Raw genomic sequence first — 17669 nt, 5'->3', positions numbered from 1 at the left:
CCGGTGCGAATCACATAGTTGCCTGCAGGACAAGATGTTTCGACGGTTCGGGGGACGGCGGCACCCGATCGCGCTGCAACGCCCACGACGCGATGTTGTGGAACAGCGGCCCGGCGGACTGGCCGCCGCTGCCGTCCGAGCTGCGCTGCGGCGCGTCCAGCATGATCCCGATGACGTAGCGCGGATTGTCCGCGGGCGCGATGCCGGCGAAGGTGATCCAGTATCGGTCCTCGGAGTAGCAGTGGCATTTCTGGTCGATCTGCTGCGCGGTTCCGGTCTTGCCGGCGATCTGGTAGCCCTCGATCGCCGCGGACGGACCGGTCCCCTGTTGAACGCCCATCGGGTCCTTCTGGGTCACCGCCTGGAACATCGAGCGCAGGGTCTGCGCGGTCTGTGGGCTGATCACCCGCACCGGGGCCGGTGCGGGTGTCTCGGTGCGGGTGCCGTCGGGTGCGACGGTGGCCTGGATGACGCGCGGCGGGATCCGGACACCGTCGTTGGCCACCGTCTGGTAGAGCGCGGTCATCTGCAGCAGCGTCATCGAAAGGCCCTGTCCGATGGGCAGGTTCGCGAACGTGGACCCCGACCATTGGGCGCGCGCGGGTACGAGACCGGAGCTCTCACCCGGCAGGCCGACACCGGTCCGCTGGCCGAGCCCGAACTTCTGCACCAGGTCCGCGAAGCGGTCTTCGCCGACCCGCTGGGCCAGCATCAGGGTGCCGACGTTCGAGGACTTCCCGAACACTCCGGTGGTGGTGTAAGGCGTGACGTCGTGCGTCCAGGCGTCGCTGACGGTGACCCCGCCCATGGAGATGCTGCCGGGTACCTGCAATACCTCGTCCGGCGTGGTCAGGCCGTATTCGATGGCCCCGGCAGCGGTGATGATCTTGTTCACCGATCCCGGTTCGAACGAGTCGGTGACTGCCGGGTCGCCCATGTTCGCGTTGGCCCAGTACTTCGGCCCCAGCGCGGGATTGAAGGTGTTGTCGTTGGCGATCGCCAGCACCTGACCGGTCTTCGCGTCCAACACCACCGCCGACGCGTCCTGGGCGAGGGACATGTCCTTGGCCTGCTGCACCTGCTGCTGCACGTAGTACTGCAGGTCCGAGTCGATGGTGAGCTCCACACCGGACCCGTTCACCGCGGGCTGCGCGTCGCGCTGGCTGCCCGGGATCACGGCCCCGTCGGAACCCTGGTCGTAGGTGTGCGACCCGTCGGTACCGGCCAGCACCGAGTCCATCGCCGACTCCAGGCCGATCTGACCGTGCCCGTCCCAGCCGGTCGCGCCGATCATGTCGGCACCCAGCGATCCGCCCGGATAGACCCGCATAGCCTGCGCTTCCAGGCCGACCTCGGGGAACTGTTCGCCGATCTCGACCGCCACCCGGGAGTCGACGTTGCGCGCCAGGTAGACGAAGGTCTTGTCGCTCTTGAGCTGGTCGAGCAGGTCCTTCTCGGCCGGGCCGCCCGCACCGAGCTTGTCGTGCACCACCTTCGCGATCTGAGCCAGCCGCTTCTCCGGATCGGGCGCGGAACTGCTCTTGGCGTGTGCCTCGGCCAGTGCGCGCCGCTCGATCACCGGCTGGAAGGTCAGCGACTTGGTCGGGATGGTGAAGGCCAGCGACTTGCCGTTGCGGTCGGTGATCGGCCCGCGCAGCGCCTGATCCGACTGCCGCACGGTCCGCTCGCTGGCCGCCTCCGCGGACAGCTTCGGCGCGGACACCGTCTGGATCCACAGCAACTGACAGGCCACCACACCGAGCGCGCCCAACATGAGCCAGCGCCCGGCCCCGAAACGCAACCGCGGCGACCCGTCGGGGACGGGCGCCGGGCGCGGTCTCGGTGGTCGGGCGGTGGAACGTCCGCGTGGTGCGTTCACCCGGCTCAACGGGTCCCTGCCGGAACGACGGGCAGCGACTCGGGCACCAACTGGTCCATCGGCCGGGCCGCCGGACGGGTCGGCAGCGCCGACCCCGGGCCGGGGTCGGCGCCGGGTGCGGGATCGGCGGCCGGGTCGTCGGCGCCCAGCGGCGACTGTTGCGCGGCAGGCACATCCGCCGCCGGAGCCGGCACGTCCTGCGGCACGGCGATCGGCGCGACCGGAACCGGGACGACCGGGGCCGGGGCGGGCACCATCGTCGCAGCGGGCGCAGGCGCGGCCGGAGCCGTCGGATTCGCCGTCGGGACAACCGGATTCGCGCCGACCGGGTTCGCCGACTGACCGGCCGGAGCCGGTTGCGGCGCGGTGGCCGGACCGGCGACCTGCTGCGGCATGGTAAGGGTGACCTGCGGCGCGGCGGGGAGGTTCTGCGGACCGGCCGGCGGCACCGACGGGTTCGGCGGCGGCGGGTTGACCGGCACCAGCCGCTCACCCTTCGCTGGCAGGTTATTCGGCGGCAGCGTGCTGGGCGCGCCGTTCAGCGGCGGCACCGGGGTGCCGTCGGCGGGCACCTCCTTGCCGACCACGGTGACCGTGCCATCCGGGGCGACCAGCAGGCGCGCCGGATCCTTGGCCGGGATCATGCCCAGCTCGCGGGCCCGGTTTGCCAGCTCCGGCGCCGAGTCGGCCGCCGCCACCTCCCGCTGCAGTTCCGCCCGCTCGTCGGTCAGCTGCCGGTTCAGCCGGCGGGCGTCACCGAGCTGATAGCTGTCCTCGGCCGAACGTGTGGTGAGGACCAGGGTCAGCGCGAGACCGCACCCGAGCAGTACCAGGATGGCGGTGACGAACGGGATCCGACCGCCCATGATCGAGGTGCCCCCCGGCAGCCGCAGTTCACCGCCGCCGATCCGGTTCCGGCGGCGGGCGTAGGCCCGTTGCGCGGCACCGGTTTTCACCCGATCGGCGCTCTGCGCGCGGCGCGGTGCCGCCCCCGGCACGGCAGTGGTCTTGCCCGGTGCGTCCACCCTCGTCCGCACGGTCATCGGCTCTCCTCCCCTGTGATCCTCTCGGCGGCCCGCATCCGTACCGGTGCGGCACGCGGGTTCTCCTCGATCTCGCGCTCGGTCGCCTTCTCGGCGCCGCGGGTCAGCATGGCGAATTCCGGTCCCATACCGGGCAATTCGACGGGCAGGTCCATCGGCGTCCGCGACGCGGTCCGCTGGGCGAGCACCTGCTTGACGACCTTGTCCTCCAGGGATTGATAGGACATGACGACGATCCGGCCACCGACCTCGAGCGCGTCCAGGGCCGCGGGCAGCGCGGCCTCCAGCGACTCCAGCTCTCGGTTCACTTCGACCCGCAGCGCCTGGAAGGTGCGCTTGGCCGGGTGGCCGCCGGTGCGGCGGGTGGCGGCCGGGATCGTGGCGTAGAGCAGTTCGACCAGTTCGGCGCTGTGCGTGAACGGCTTCTGCTGCCGGCGCCGCAGGACCGCGCTGGCGATCTTGCCCGCGAACCGTTCGTCCCCATAGGTTTTCAGCACCCGGGCCAGATCACCGTGGTCGTAGGTGTTGAGGATGTCGGCGGCGGTGATCCCGGTGGTCGGGTCCATCCGCATGTCCAGCGGCGCGTCGACGGAATACGCGAAACCCCGGTCGGACTCGTCGAGTTGCATCGACGAGACGCCCAGGTCCATCAGGACCGCGCGCACCGAACCGGTCGCCGGCAACCCAGCCTGTTCGAGCGCGGCGGGTATTCCGTCGTACCTGGTGTGCACCAACGTGATTCGGTCCGCGTACGGCGCCAGCCGCTCGCCCGCCAGCCGCAGCGCGGTGGTGTCGCGGTCGAGGCCGACGAGCCGGATGTCGGGATAGGTCCGCAGGAAATGCTCGGAGTGGCCACCCAGCCCGAGGGTCGCATCGATCAGGATGCCGCCGGAAGCCAGTGCGGGACCGAGGATTTCGTCCGCCCGGGTGAGCAGTACCGGCACGTGCCGGGGCGTGTGGTTCCCATGGTTCACCTCGGCCTCCGTCGATCCTGTCGCACGCTGCGGTTCGCCTCTTGTGCGCTGCTGAGAAGCTGAATGGAAAATTCGATACTCACTGATCCGATGGCTGATGTCCCGGGGTCTCTGTCCGATCGGCACCTGGCGTTGGGGAAGTACGTCAGGGTCCGTCGGACAGAGGCCGCAGGGCACCGGCCCGGGGCGTCAGAAGATGCCGCCCAGTGACTCGTCTCCGGCGAGCGAGTAGTCCTCCTCGTTGGCGGCGAGGTACGACTCCCACGCCTGCATGTCCCATATCTCGAGGAAGTCGACCGAGCCGATCACCACGCAGTCCTTGCTGAGGTTCGCGTAGCGCCGATGGTCGGCCGACAACGTGATGCGGCCCTGCGCGTCCGGACGTTGTTCGTCCGTCGACGCCGCGAGGGCTCGGACGAAAGCTCGTGCCTGCGGGTTGGTCCGGGACGCGGCGGCCGCTCGCCGCGCGAGCGCGGTGAACTCCTCCTTGGGATACACGGCAAGGCTGTGGTCTTGACCTTTGGTGACCATCAACCCTCCCGCCAACTCGTCCCGAAACTTCGCAGGCAACGTCAGACGCCCCTTGTCGTCCAGGCGTGGCGTGTAGGTACCGAGAAACACTCGACACCTCCCGCTCGGGATTCGCCTCGTCTGGCCGGCCTCTGTGGTGCGGGACCCACATTACCCCACTTTCCCCCACTTTCAATCGAAAGACGGCCCGATCGGACCCCCGCCGATGATCAAATGCCCAGGTCGTATGGACCACCGTCCGAGTGGGGGGTTTTTTCCTACTTCTCCGGTTCCGCGCGTCGCCGGAAAGCACCGCGGTCGCGGGTGCCAGCAAATCCGCAGCTCACATGGGCCCCGGCCGAGCGGTGGGGCGCGGTGGGGCGCCGCGGTGGGGCGCGGTGGAGGACAGCGGGGCGGCCGACGCGCCACCGGAGGTGGTCGTGGCGCCGGGTGACCACTGACACAAAAAAGACACGCCGCACATAATGCGGCGTGTCGCTCTATTCGGACCGGATCCGGGCGCCGGTTACGGCCCGGCGGCCCGCACGGTCAATTGCCCTGGTCGAATCTGCGGCGGAAACGGTCCTCCATACGGCTGGAGAAGCCGCCGGACTTGCGCTGCTTGCCCTTGCCGGCCGCACCGCCCGCGGACGGGTGACCCTCCATCGCCTTGGCGCCGTGCCCCAGGGCGGAACCGCCGAGCAGCAACAGCATGCCCGCGCCGAACATCACGAGGAAACCGATCAGACTGATAACCGGGAAGTTGCCAGGTTTGAAGGGAAGCGCAATGCCCGCGACCAGCAGAACCAAGCCGAGCAGGAACAATCCCGCAGCCTGCAATCGACGCCGACCTGTAGCCGAACGAAGCCGCCCGCCACGAACGGTCGAGGCGAATTTGGGATCCTCAGCGTAGAGCGCGCTCTCGATCTGTTCGAGCATGCGCTGCTCGTGCTCGGAGAGTGGCACGGTACCTCCCCCGGCACTAGTGGGCGATGTCGCCTCCGGGTAGACGACTAGTAGCCGACCTTGGCGGCTACCTAATCCAATAATACGAGTTCGATCAGTGCACTACCACCTACTCCGCGATGTTCGGCGGGTTCACGCCTCGCCGGCGGCCGCCCAGCCGTCACCGGGCCGCAGCCGGGCGACGGCATCGACCAGGTCTTCCACATCGCGCAGGAAAGCACCTACGCGGGAGGCGAACTCGGCAGCCCGCTCCGGTGACACCGGCCGATCCAGGCCGGCCTCGATGGCGGCGCGCAGTTCGGAGAAGGAACTGAAGTAGTCGGCCCACATGACGAACTCGGGGGCGGACTGCTGCATGAGCACCCAGGCATTGCGCGAGCGGGCCCGCGGCGCCCGGTCCGCGCCGGTGAAGGCCAGGACCGCGCCGGCGCCGCGCAGTGCCGCCAGATACGCGGTGCGCAGCCGCTCCCGCGGATCGGGTTCGGCGGCGGCCTGCACCAGCAGCACCTCGGCCCGGTCCAACAGGCCGCCGGCCCGCCCCGAACGCCCCGGATGTGCCATCCGACCAGTCATTGTCGAACCTCCCCACAAGAAAGCATCAACCGAACACATATTCGAACGATCCACTCGAGCTTCAATATAGAGAGCACCACCGACAACTTCCGCGCCCGCGACCCGGGCACCGCCATCGATCGAGAGCCGTGTTCGCGCAGCCATGACCGCCCTCAGACCCCACCTCACCCCCGCACCCGTCGTCGTAGACCTCCCGGCCGCCGCCATGCGCTCCCGGCTACCGGACGCCCTCTCGGTGTACGTCGCGGCCATGGCCTACCCCCGCGGCACCGAACACCACCGGGCGCCGATGTGGTCCGAGCACACCACCCGGCCCGGCTGGCAGGCGGTCGCCGCGGTGCTACCCGACGAGCACGGCCGGGTCGACCTGGCCACCGCGCCACTGGTCGCGATCGCCTACGGCTACCACGGCGCACCCCAGCAGTGGTGGCACCAGCAGGTGCACACCGGGATGCGGCGCTGCGGGTGGTCCGAACGCGCCGCCCGGGAGTTGCTCTCGGACTACTTCGAACTGACCGAACTGCACGTGCATCCGAGCGCCCAGGGCCGCGGGCTCGGCGAGGTCCTGCTCGGCCGGCTGCTGGCCGAGCGGCCGGAGCGGTCGGTACTGCTGTCCACGCCCGAGGTGCCGCGGGAGAGCAACCGGGCATGGAAGTTGTATCGGCGCCGGGGCTTCACCGACGTGGTGCGGCACTTCGTGTTCGCCGGTGACACCCGGGCGTTCGCGGTACTCGGGCGGACACTGCCGATGCCCGCCGAACCGTCGGGATACGGGCTCGGTGGGCCGCGGGCGCCCGAGAGCGGTTCGCCGCAGTGACCGTTGTCGTCGTCGGCTCCGGGCACAACGCGCTGGTCGCGGCCTGCTATCTGGCGCGGGCCGGGCAGCGGGTGGAGGTGCTCGAGCGCGATGTGGTGCCCGGTGGGGCGGTGTCGACGGTGGAGCGGTTTCCCGGTCATCTGGTCGACCGAGGGTCCTCGGCACACCTGATGGTCCGGCACACCGGCATCGTCGAGGAGCTGGGCCTGGAGCGGTTCGGGCTGCGCTATATCGATTGCGACCCTTGGGCTTTCGCTCCGGCGCCGCCGGGCAGTGACCGCCCGCCGCTGGTGTTCCACCGGGATCTGGACCGCACCTGCGCCTCGATCGAGGCCGCGTGCGGTGCGCGCGACGCCGACGCCTACCGCCGGTTCGTGTCGGTGTGGGGGCCGCGCAGCAGCCGGGTGATGCGCGCCTTCACCGGGGCGCCCGCTCCCGGGCACCTGCTGCGGTCGTTCTGGGGACTCGACGCGCGGGCCGGTGGCAGCGCCCTGTCCCAGGAGTTCCTGCAGTCCGGGGACGCGCTGCTGGACAGCTGGTTCGACGACGAGCCGCTCAAGGCCGCGCTGGCCTGGTTCGGCGCCCAGTCCGGGCCGCCGATGTCGGAACCGGGCACCGCGCCGATGGTCGGCTTCGCCGCGCTGATGCACACCCTGCCGCCGGGCCGGGCGGTCGGCGGCAGCGGCGCGCTGACCGCGGCGCTGATCGCGCGGCTGCGCGGTGACGGCGGCACCGTCGCCACCGGCGACGCGGTCACCGAGCTGCGGGCCACCGGCGACGGCTGGCGGGTGCGCACCGAATCCGGCCGCACGCTGTCCGCGGACCGGGTGGTGGCGGGCACCCACATCCTGACCACACTGGACCTGCTGGGCCGCGGTGATTTCGACGAGACCGTCCTGGCCGGCTGGCGCCGCCGGATCCGGGTCGGGCCCGGGATCGGCATGGTCGTGCGCGCCGCCACCACCGGACTCCCCCGCTATGCCGGCGCGGAGACCGGCGAATCCGCGACCGGCCTGCAACTGCTGGTCACCGACCGGCGGCAGCTGTATGCCGCGCACGGCGCCGCCCTCGCCGGGCAGTTGCCGCCGCGGCCGGCGGTGCTGGCGATGAGCTTCAGCGCCCTGGACCCGTCCATCGCGCCGCCCGGGGAACACCAGCTGTCGCTGTGGGCACAGTGGCACCCCAGGCAGCTGGCCGACGGCAGCGACTGGGCGGCGCACCGCGACTCCGAAGCCGACCGGATCGTCGCCGAAGTCGATTCCTACGCACCGGGTTTCGCCGCCACCGTGCGCGACCGGTACGTCCAGACCCCCGCCGACCTGGAACGCGAACTGGGCCTGATCGGCGGCAACGTCATGCACGTCGAAATGGCGCTGGACACCATGTTCTTCTGGCGCCCGCTGCCGGAGCTCTCCGGCCAGACCGTCCCAGGCGCCCCCGGCCTCTATCTCACCGGCGCCTCCACCCACCCCGGTGGCGGCGTGAGCGGAGCCAGCGGCCGCACCGCCGCCCGCCTCCTGCTGCGCGACCTGAACCGCCGGCGTTTCCTCCCACCCGCCGTCCGCCGGCTCCGCCGCCCGTGACCGGGATCGAGGACGCTCGGACCGGGACCGAACCACACGCCCCGCCGACCAGCGCCGGGCCGAATACGCCGACGGCCGAATCACGACGCGGCGACGCGGCCGCCGGGACCGAAGCCGACAACCCTGCGGCGGTGGCCGATTCACAGCACCGCCGCGCCGCGACCGGTCCGAGCGGCCCAGCCGCCGAACCGCGATCACGCCATGCCCCGGCCGGTGCCGAACCGCGCGCCCCGCGGACAGCAGTCGATTCGCGCCGCCGCCGCGGCCGACCCGCGGCGGGCACTGCGCAGCCACGACCGGGTAGTGCGACAGTGGCGAGCGTGCACGGCGCGGTGGCCGATCGCACCCGGACGATGGTGCCCGCCGTGGTCGCGGCCGGGTTGTGGGTGCCGGCGCAGATCGCGTATCCGCTGACCACGGGTGTCGCGCGGGATCGGGTGACCGTGGTCGTGGTGTTGCTGGCGGCGGCGACGGCGTTGCTGCACGCGTGGTCGGTGCGTGGGTTCCGTTGGGCCGGAGCGGTATTCGCGATCCTTGCGGGCGTGGGAATACTGGCGGAGATCGTGGGGACGGCGACCGGGTATCCGTTCGGGTGCTACGACTACGCGGTCGGGCGGCTCGGGCCGGCGGTGGCCGGGGTGCCGCTGGTGGTGCCGCTCGCGTGGACGGGCGGGTTGTATCCGGTGTGGGTGGTGGCGCGGCGGCTGGCCGGGTCGATGCCGGGCCGGATCGTCGTGACCGCCGTGGGGGCGGTCGGGTGGGACCTGTTCCTCGACCCGCAGATGGTCGCCGACGGCCAATGGCATTGGTGCGCAGCGCATTCCGGGTTGCCGGGACTCGCCGCGATTCCGTGGACCAACTACCTGGGCTGGTTCGCCGTGGCGCTGGTGCTGGCCGGTCTCCTGGAGCTGGCCGGCAGGCCGGACCGCGGGAGCCGAGAATCCCTGCCGGACACCGTGCGCAGAACGCAAGAGGCCGCGCCGGGGCCGGTGCGCGGAACCCCAGAGACCGTGCCCGGGCCGGTGCGCGGAACCCCAGAGACCGTGCCCCGCCAGGTGCGCGGAACCCGAGAGACCGTGCCCCGCCCGGTGCACGGAACCCGAGATGCCGGGCCCCGCCCGGTGCGCGGAACGCGAGAGACCGTGCCCGGGCCGGTGCGCGGGACAGCAGACGCCGGGCCGGTCGACGGGTACCGGACGCGGTTCGACGTTCCCGTCGTGAACGAGACACGAGATGCGCTGCCGGTCGCCGTATTTCTGTGGACCTGGCTGGGTTCCACGCTCGCTCATGCCGTGTTCCTGGGGCTGCCCGCCTCGGCCGGTTACGGGTTCGCGGGGCTCGGAGCGCTCGGCATCCCGCTGCTCGCCCGCATCGGTTGCCGCCGTCGCTGACGATCCGCCGTGGCAGCGGGTGGTGCTGCCGGTCGGGCGGCCGGAATCGGCTGCGCCCGGACCGTGGACGATCCGGTTCGGTGCTGTCGCACCCGGCGGCGGTGATCCCGACATGCCGGACAAGCGACGCGCTCGTGAGGCAGCGTCGCGAGCGTGATCGGCCCATATATGCTCTGCGCGTGCAGCCGGTTTCGACACCTCACATGCCCGTCACCCCGTCTGGGCGCAAGCCCGCCGCCGCGCCGTGTCGCGATGCCGCGACCCCGGGCAGCGAGCCGGCCGGGCGGCCGCGCCGCCGGCGCGCGGTCCCGATGGCGCTGCTGGCGCTGCTGCTGTTGCCGTTCCTGGCCGGGTGCCTGCGGGTCCAGGTGACGATGGGTGTGTCGTCCAACGACCAGGTGTCGGGGCACATCGTCGCGGCGGCCGTGCCGACCGACGACAAGGACAAGGGGCCGCAGCTGAAGGTGCCCGGCTCGCTGGAAAGCAAGGAAGTCCGGGTCGAGCCGTACAACGAGGACGGGTACGTCGGCAGCCAGGTCTACTTCGACCATCTCACCTTCGGCGAGGTCCAGCAGCTGAGCGGCCTGTCCGATCAGACTCAGGGCATGTTCGACCTGCAGTTCACCCGCAGCGGTGACCTGGTCACGCTCAACGGCCGGGTCGATCTGAAAGCGGTTCCGTCGCAGGGTTCCGACGTCCAGTTCACGGTGGCGTTCCCGGCGCGGGTGGCCACCACCAACGGCACCCGGGTCGACGACAACACCGTCACCTGGAAGCTGCCCGCCGGTGATGTCAGCAAGCTGCACAGCGAGGTCAGCTACGCCGACCCGAACACCCGGTCCTTCGGTGGCTGGGCCTGGATCGTCGGCGGCGTGACCCTGGGTGTGGCCGTGCTGGTGGCGATCATGGCCTACTCCCAGCGCAACGTGCTGCCCGGGAGCCGGCCGCGGATGTAGCGGCCGTCACGGACCCGCGCGGACGCGCTCACGCCCGGCTATTGTCGCCAGCATGTGCCAACCGACGCCGAACGGTGATCGATGAAAGCCGTCGTCGCGGCCGGGACGGCGATCGCCGCGACCGGTGCCGCCCTGACGGCGGTGAATCGGCTGTCGGTGCCGATGCTGCGGGCCCGCCGGACCACGGTCATCGAGCCGGTCGTGGTCTGTGTACCGGCGCGCGACGAGGCCACCCGGTTGCCCTGGCTGATCGCGGATCTGCGTGCCCAGCAAGGTGTTCCGCGGCTTCGGGTGCTCGTCCTCGACGATCGTTCGACCGACGGCACGTATGCGGCGGCCGTCGACGCGATCGGTGACGACCACCGGTTCGCGGTGATCAGCGCCGAGACCGAGCCCGCGCCCGGCTGGACCGGGAAGGCCGCGGCCTGCGCCCGTCTCGCCGAATGTGCCGGTGTCACAGGCGATTCCGCGGCCGACGCACCCCGTGCGCTGATCTTCCTCGACGCCGACGTGCGGCTCGCCCCGGACGCGATCGCCGCCGCGGTCACCGAATTGCGCCGCACCGGAGCCGGATTGGTGTCGCCGTGGCCGCTGCAGCTGGCCGGTACCGCGGCCGAGGCACTGGTCCAGCCACTGCTGTGCTGGTCGTGGGCGTCCACCCTGCCGGTCCGGGCCGCCAATCGTGGCGGCTCGGCCGCCACCGCGGTCGCCTGCGGACAGTTCCTGGTCTTCGACGCCACCGCCTACCGGGCGGCGGGCGGCCATGCCGCCGTGCGCGCTGCGGTCACCGAGGACCTGGCGCTGGCGCGGGCCGTCCGCCGGGCCGGGCACCGCACCGTCCTGGTCACCGCCGGCCGGCAGGCCCGGACCCGGATGTACACCGGCGCAGCCGAACTCGACACCGGGTACACCCGCTGGCTGTGGTCGGCGTACGGATCACCGGCCGGCAGCGCGGCGGTCGGCGCGGTCGCGCTGCTGGCCTACGGCGTCCCGCCGCTGGCCGCATTGCTGGCCACCGGCCGGACCCGGCAGTGGGGCCTGGCCGGGTACGCGTGCGCGGTCACCGGCCGTCTGCTGGCCCGCTCGCTCGAATCGGGCGGTCCCGTCGCGGCCACCGACCTGGCCGCCGCCGTGGTCCACCCGATGTCGGTCGCCGCGTACCTGACCTTGTCGGTTCGCTCGCACCTGCGGCACGCGGCAGGCACGCTGACCTGGAAGGGCCGCAATCCGGTCGTGGAGTGAGCTAGGCCGGGGCGGACGCCGGTGCGACCCGGTAGCCCAGGTTGGTCAGCACCTCGGTCGTCGCCTTGGCGAAGTTCAGCGTGATGAAGTGCAGGCAGGGCGCGCCCTCGTCGATCAGGCGCTGGCCGATCTCGGTGGCGATCTCGATGCCGACCGCGCGGACCGCGTCCCGGTTGCCTTCGGGATCGTTGCCCGCGGCCTTTTCCAGCCGCGCGACGAGGTGGCGCGGCAGCGGGCGGCCGGACAGCTCCTCGGCCCGCTCGACGGTGCGCAGCGAGGTGATCGGCATCAGCTCCGGGATGATCGGTTTGGCGCCCTCGATCGGGTCCGCGGCCGCGACCCGATCCCGCAGGCGCAGGTAGTGGTCCACCTCGAAGAACATCTGGGTGATCGAATACTCCGCGCCCGCACGCAGTTTCGCGATCAGGAAGCGGGTGTCGGAGTCGAGGTCGGGTGAGCGGTGGTGGCCCTGCGGGAAGGAGGCGACGCCGACGTGGAAGTCGCCGAGCCCGCGCACCATCGAGACCAGCTGTTCGGCGTACTCCAGGCCCTCCGGGTGGCGCACCCAGTCGCCGAGCACATCGCCGGGCGGGTCACCGCGCAGCGCGAGGATGTTGCGGATCCCGGCGTCGGCGTAGGCGCCCATGATCGAGCGGAGTTCGGCGACACTGTGCCCGACCGCGGTCAGGTGGGCCACCGTGAGCAGTGTGGTCTCGCGGGCCAGCTGCCCGGTGACGCGGGCGGTGCGCTCGCGGGTGGAGCCGCCGGCGCCGTAGGTCACCGACGCGAACGCGGGATGCAGGCATTCGAACTCGCGGGCCGCCCGCCACAGCCGCGCCTCGGCGGCGGCGTCGCGGGGCGGGTTGAACTCGACGGAGAACGGCACGAAGCCGTCGGGGCGCGGTCCGAGACTGCCTACGACAGACGGGGTCCGCGAGAGCTGGGGTGTCCGGGGCTGGGATTGCGCGGCCGATGCCCCCTGCCCGTCACCGGTGACCGCACCCCGCACATTGTCGAAACTCACTCGCCCAGTGTAAATGGAGACGCGGGTCACATGCGTACAGCGTAGACCGGACGGTGACGGGATCCGGCCACGACCGCCACGATCGCACCGGTATCGTTTCCATCCGCGAACGGCGTCACGTTCGAATTCTAGGTAGCCACATCGCGCCACCGGCCCGTCCGGTACGCGCCGCACGCCGAGTGATCTGGGAGGTACTCATGTCCGCCGGACCGAGCACCACGGCCCGCCCGGCGCGAGCCGCCGCGGCCGGCCTGCTGACCGAGCTACAACGAACACTGACCGAGTACTTCGCCGAACGTTCGGCCGCCGCCGCCGACATGGGCCCGGTGGTCGCCGAAGCCACCGGCGCCCTGGAACAGTTCGTACTGCGTGGCGGCAAACGCACCCGGCCCGCGTTCGCCTGGACCGGATGGCTGGGCGCGGGCGGCGATCCCGACGGCCCGGACGCGCCCGCGGTGCTGCGCGCCTGTGCCGCACTGGAATTGGTGCAGGCCTGCGCCCTGGTACACGACGACATCATCGACTCCTCGCGGACCCGGCGCGGCTTCCCGACCGTGCACGTCGAGTTCGAGCAGCGGCACCGCGACGCCGCCTGGTCCGGTGACGCGGCGCACTACGGCGCCGCGTTCGCGATCCTGGTCGGCGACCTGGCCCTGGCCTGGGCCGACGACATGGTCGCGGCGGCCGGTCTGGACCCGGCGGCCGCCGCCCGGTTCGCGCCGGTCTGGGCGGCCATGCGGACCGAGGTGCTCGGCGGGCAGCTGCTCGACATCCACGGCGAGGCCGGCGGCGACGAATCGGTCGAGGCCGCGCTGCGGATCAACCGGTACAAGACGGCCGCGTACACGATCGAGCGGCCGCTGCACCTGGGCGCGGCGCTGGCCGACGCCGATCCGGAACTGATCGCCGCCTACCGGACCTTCGGCACCGATATCGGCATCGCCTTCCAGTTGCGCGACGACCTGCTGGGCGTGTTCGGCGACCCGGCGGTCACCGGCAAACCCTCCGGGGACGACTTGCGCGAGGGCAAGCGCACGGTCCTGATCGCGGAGGCACTGCGGCGGGCCGACACCACCGACCCCGCCGCGGCGGCCCGGCTGCGCGCCGCCCTGGGTACCGATCTGAGCGAGTCCGAGGTCACCGAGTTGCGGGCGATACTCACCGGACTCGGCGCGGTCGACGCGGTCGAGGCCCGGATCACCGCGTTGACCGAGAGCGGCCTGGCCGCGCTGGCCGGCAGTACGACGACCCCGCGGGCCGCCGCGGCCCTGCGGGAGATGGCTGCCGCGGCCACCGCCCGAGTGGCATAACCGCGCGGCGCGTACGAAAGAGGTCCCGGCTCATGAGAACTGTTGTGTCACCCGCCGACCGGGTGGTGGTCGTGGGCGCCGGGCTGTCCGGGCTGGCCGCGGCACTGCATCTGACGGGCGCCGGGCGGCAGGTCACCGTTGTCGAGCGGGCCGACCATCCCGGCGGCCGGGTCGGGGTGTATCGCGGCCCGGACTACGACATCGATTCCGGCGCAACGATTCTCACCGTTCCCGGCCTGATCGACGAGGCGCTCGCGGCGGTCGGCACCGACGCCGAGCGGTGCGGCCTGCGGATCCTGCAGCTCTCCCCCGCCTATCGGGCCCGATTCGCCGACGACTCGGTGATCGGGGTGTACAGCGACCCCGAGATGATGGGCGCCGAGGTGACCCGGTTCTGCGGGCCCGCCGAGGCGGCCCGGTACCGGCGGCTGCGGAAATGGCTGGGCGGCATCTACGATTCGGCGTTCCCGCACTTCATGGACGCGAACTTCGATTCACCGCTGGACCTGGTCCGGGATCCGGATTCGCGGGCCGCGCTGGGCCGGCTGGCCCGGGCGGGCGCATTCGGCCGGCTCCAGCCGCGGGTCCGGCGCACACTGCGCGATCAGCGGCTGACCCGGCTGTTCACCTTCCAGGCGTTGTTCGCCGGGTTGGCGCCGGCCCAGGCGCTGGGCGTGTACGGCGCGATCCCGCACATGGATACCTCGCTCGGCGTCTACTACCCGCAGGGCGGCATGCGGGCGATTCCGGCCGCGCTGGCGGCCGCGTTCACCGCCGCGGGCGGCCGGCTGGAACTGAACGCCGAGGTCACCGGCATCGACTACGCGCACGGCCGGGCCCGCCGGGTCCGGACCGCGGACGGGCGCGCCTTCGATTGCGACGCGGTGGTGCTGACCGCGGACCTCGGTTCGCTGGACCGGTTCGGGATCCGCCGGCTGCGGCCGCTGCGCGCGTCCCCGTCGGCGGTGGTCGCGCACGGCACGGTGCCGGCGGCGGTGGCCGCCCGGTGGCCGGTGTCGGCCCACCACACCATCGACTTCGGGTCCGCCTGGGACCACACCTTCGCCGAACTCACCGCGGGGCGCGGCCGCGGCCGGGTCATGAGCGATCCGTCACTGCTGCTGACCCGGCCCGCGGTCACCGATCCGGGCCTGCTGATCACGCGGCGCACCGGACCGTTCGAGCCGCTGTCACTGCTGGCGCCCTGCCCGAATCTGGATGCGGCGCCGCTGGACTGGGACCGGCTCGGTCCCGCCTACGTGGGCGAGCTGCTGGAGAAGCTGGAAGACCGTGGCTACCACGGCATTTCGGGAAGTTTCAAGATCGACCACCTTGACACTCCGGCGACCTGGCAGCGCCGCGGCATGCTCGCGGGCTCACCGTTCTCGGCCGCGCACCTGCTCCGGCAGACCGGGCCGTTCCGGCCGCGGAACCTACCCCGGACCGCGGAGAACGTGGTGCTGGCCGGCTGCGGCACCACGCCCGGTGTGGGTGTGCCGACCACACTGCTGTCGGGCAAGCTCGCCGCCCAGCGGATCGCCGGCACGGTCACCGGCAGCGAGCAGCGCGTGGTCGCCGGCGCGCGGTACGACCCGACGTTCGCGCGGTGATCACCGGCGCCGACCGGTGTGATCCCGTCGAAGCCGGATGGGCATCGGTTCGAGCGCACACTAAACTGGCCGACAACCTGTACCTTGCGGACCCGTCCGCGTCGACCACTTCCGGGGGGAAGAACCGAGAGATGCCAGCCCGCGAGTCAGACACCACAATCTCCCCCGAGGTCCGTAGCCTTCCGGTCATGGGCGCGTCGACCCGCGTGCAGCATCGGCTTCGCTGGTCCGGTGACTTCTTCCGCACGGCCGAGGGACATGCGGCCACGCTCGGCTGCTGGGGAGCGGTGCTGATCACCGTCGGCGGCATGGGTGCCGGGGCGGTCCGCCGCAACGACCCGCTGCTCGAGGGCGCGCACCTGTCGTGGCTGCGGTACGGGCACGGCATCATGCTCGCCACGATCCTGGTGTGGCTGGGCGTGCTCGCGATGGTCATGGCGTGGGTGCGCCTGGGCCGCGCCACCATCGGCACCGGCTCGGCCACGAGCACGGTGACGCTGGGCGAGCTGCGGGCCATCGTCGGGCTGTGGATCACTCCACTGCTGTTCGCGGTCCCGATGTTCAGCCAGGACGTGTATTCCTATCTGGCCCAGGGCGCGCTGCTGCGCGACGGGCACAACCCGTACGTCGATCCGCCGGCGGTGTTCAAGAGCGGGGTGCTGCTGGACAACGTCAGCCCGGTGTGGACCAACACGACCGCGCCCTACGGCCCGTTCTTCCTGCTGTTGGGCCGCGCGATCACGACCGTCACCGGCTCGAACGTGGTGGCCGGCACGATCGCCATGCGATTGGTGATGCTGCCCGGCCTGATCCTGATGGTCTGGGCGGTACCGCATCTGACCAAGCATCTCGGCGGGAAGCCGACCGTCGCGCTGTGGCTGGCGGTGCTCAATCCGCTGGTGTTGATCCATCTGATCGGTGGCGTGCACAACGAGATGCTGATGGTCGGCCTGATGGCGGCCGGGATCGCGCTCGTACTCGAACGCCATCACGTGGCCGGCATCGTGGTGATCGCGATCGCGGTCGCGATCAAGGCGACCGCGGGTGTGGCTCTGCCGTTCCTGGTGTGGATCTGGATGATCCACGAACGGGAGCGCCGCGCCGAGCAGGACGAGGGTGACCTGCCGCATCCGCTGTGGACGTTCGCGCAGATCGGCGGTCTGGGCGTGGTGGTGTTCGGGGTGGTGTTCGCTGCCACCTCGGTGCTGGCGCTGGGGCATGTGGACCTGGGCTGGATCAGCGCGCTGCAGGGATCGAACAAGATCATCAACTGGTTGTCGCTGCCCACGATCCTGGCGCACATGTCCACCTGGCTCAATGTCACCGGGCTGACCCACTTCCGGCTGGAATGGGTGCTCAACGGCATCACCCGCCCGCTGTGCGCGGCCGCGCTCGCCGTCACCGTGGTGTGGACCTGGTGGCGGTTCAAGCACACCGAACGCGAAGCGGTGGCCGGCATCCTGATCACCTTCATCGCGATCGTCATCCTGTCCCCCGCCGCGCTGCCCTGGTACTACTCGTGGCCGCTGGCGCTGGCGGCCGGATTCGCGCTGTCCACCACCACGCTGCAGGTCCTGGTCGGGCTGTGCACGTGGCTGATGCTGGTGTTCCAGCCCAACGGTTCGATCGGGTTGTACAACGTGTGGCACGTGGCCGCCGCCACCGCGGTCGCGGTGCTGGCGGCGGTCTCGCTGCGGCACGTGGATCCGCTGCGGTTGCGCGCCGAGGTCCGCCTCGCGCCGCGCCGCCCGGCGGTCCCGGCCGTCGTCTCCCCGTGAGCACCGCACCCGC

At 71.5% G+C, this 17669-nt stretch carries 15 protein-coding genes; 8 read left to right on the top strand and 7 right to left on the bottom strand.

All coding sequences use genetic code 11. The annotated features are described in order from the left end of the window. Positions 1-10: 10 nt before the first annotated feature. The 6 genes from EBN03_RS27215 to EBN03_RS27190 form a co-directional block, all read right to left on the bottom strand. The gene (locus EBN03_RS27215) at positions 11-1888 is read right to left on the bottom strand and encodes a peptidoglycan D,D-transpeptidase FtsI family protein (protein ID WP_233608673.1); all 1878 of its coding nucleotides are present in this window, start codon (positions 1886-1888) and stop codon (positions 11-13) included. Beyond that, positions 1885-2922: a hypothetical protein gene (locus EBN03_RS27210; RefSeq protein WP_147471718.1), complete on the bottom strand. Its 1038-nt coding sequence runs from the start codon at positions 2920-2922 to the stop codon at positions 1885-1887. The genes EBN03_RS27215 and EBN03_RS27210 overlap by 4 nt, the downstream gene beginning before the upstream one ends. Beyond that, positions 2919-3896: a 16S rRNA (cytosine(1402)-N(4))-methyltransferase RsmH gene (gene rsmH, locus EBN03_RS27205; RefSeq protein ID WP_122190990.1), complete on the bottom strand. Its 978-nt coding sequence runs from the start codon at positions 3894-3896 to the stop codon at positions 2919-2921. Before rsmH ends, EBN03_RS27210 begins: the two co-directional genes overlap by 4 nt. A 189-nt stretch (positions 3897-4085) precedes the next feature. After that, a complete protein-coding gene (gene mraZ / locus EBN03_RS27200) occupies positions 4086-4517 on the bottom strand; it encodes a division/cell wall cluster transcriptional repressor MraZ (RefSeq protein ID WP_122190989.1) in 432 nt (143 codons plus the stop codon). A 438-nt stretch (positions 4518-4955) separates the two neighbouring features. Further along, positions 4956-5372: a DUF3040 domain-containing protein gene (locus tag EBN03_RS27195; RefSeq protein ID WP_122190988.1), complete on the bottom strand. Its 417-nt coding sequence runs from the start codon at positions 5370-5372 to the stop codon at positions 4956-4958. A gap of 132 nt (positions 5373-5504) precedes the next feature. Next, positions 5505-5945, bottom strand: coding sequence for an SAV_6107 family HEPN domain-containing protein (locus EBN03_RS27190; protein ID WP_122190987.1), 441 nt, complete (start codon positions 5943-5945; stop codon positions 5505-5507). 142 nt (positions 5946-6087) lie between these two features. Here EBN03_RS27190 and EBN03_RS27185 point away from each other — a divergent pair, with 142 nt between their 5' ends. The 5 genes from EBN03_RS27185 (at position 6088) to EBN03_RS27160 (ending at position 11934) form a co-directional block, all read left to right on the top strand. Then, a complete protein-coding gene (locus tag EBN03_RS27185) occupies positions 6088-6762 on the top strand; it encodes a GNAT family N-acetyltransferase (protein WP_122190986.1) in 675 nt (224 codons plus the stop codon). Next, entirely contained in the window at positions 6759-8345 is a 1587-nt protein-coding gene (locus EBN03_RS34660; RefSeq protein WP_199742979.1) for a phytoene desaturase family protein, read from the top strand. Before EBN03_RS27185 ends, EBN03_RS34660 begins: the two co-directional genes overlap by 4 nt. Positions 8346-8656: 311 nt before the next feature. Continuing rightward, positions 8657-9736, top strand: a complete 1080-nt coding sequence (locus tag EBN03_RS35270) for a carotenoid biosynthesis protein (RefSeq protein ID WP_233608672.1) — start codon at positions 8657-8659, stop codon at positions 9734-9736. 311 nt (positions 9737-10047) lie between these two features. Then, on the top strand, positions 10048-10692 hold the full coding sequence (locus EBN03_RS27165; RefSeq protein WP_122191049.1) for an LppM family (lipo)protein: 645 nt from the start codon (positions 10048-10050) through the stop codon (positions 10690-10692). 81 nt (positions 10693-10773) lie between these two features. Next, positions 10774-11934, top strand: a complete 1161-nt coding sequence (locus EBN03_RS27160; protein ID WP_122190985.1) for a glycosyltransferase — start codon at positions 10774-10776, stop codon at positions 11932-11934. A gap of 1 nt (position 11935) precedes the next feature. Here EBN03_RS27160 and EBN03_RS27155 read toward each other — a convergent pair whose 3' ends face one another. Continuing rightward, positions 11936-12820 (bottom strand): methylenetetrahydrofolate reductase, encoded by an 885-nt coding sequence (locus EBN03_RS27155; protein WP_122190984.1) that lies wholly within the window; start codon positions 12818-12820, stop codon positions 11936-11938. 335 nt (positions 12821-13155) lie between these two features. Between EBN03_RS27155 and EBN03_RS27150 the strand changes: the two genes are divergently transcribed. The 3 genes from EBN03_RS27150 (at position 13156) to EBN03_RS27140 (ending at position 17656) form a co-directional block, all read left to right on the top strand. Further along, a complete protein-coding gene (locus tag EBN03_RS27150; RefSeq protein ID WP_122191048.1) occupies positions 13156-14268 on the top strand; it encodes a polyprenyl synthetase family protein in 1113 nt (370 codons plus the stop codon). Further along, the gene (gene crtI / locus EBN03_RS27145) at positions 14265-15878 is read left to right on the top strand and encodes a phytoene desaturase family protein (RefSeq protein ID WP_325052100.1); all 1614 of its coding nucleotides are present in this window, start codon (positions 14265-14267) and stop codon (positions 15876-15878) included. The genes EBN03_RS27150 and crtI overlap by 4 nt, the downstream gene beginning before the upstream one ends. Before the next feature lie 188 nt (positions 15879-16066). Next, on the top strand, positions 16067-17656 hold the full coding sequence (locus EBN03_RS27140; protein ID WP_199742978.1) for an alpha-(1->6)-mannopyranosyltransferase A: 1590 nt from the start codon (positions 16067-16069) through the stop codon (positions 17654-17656). The last annotated feature ends 13 nt before the right edge of the window (positions 17657-17669 follow it).

The sequence above is a fragment of the Nocardia stercoris genome (assembly GCF_003696265.1).
In the GTDB taxonomy this organism is placed as follows: domain Bacteria; phylum Actinomycetota; class Actinomycetes; order Mycobacteriales; family Mycobacteriaceae; genus Nocardia; species Nocardia stercoris.
This window is presented reverse-complemented; position numbering and strand designations above follow the sequence as displayed.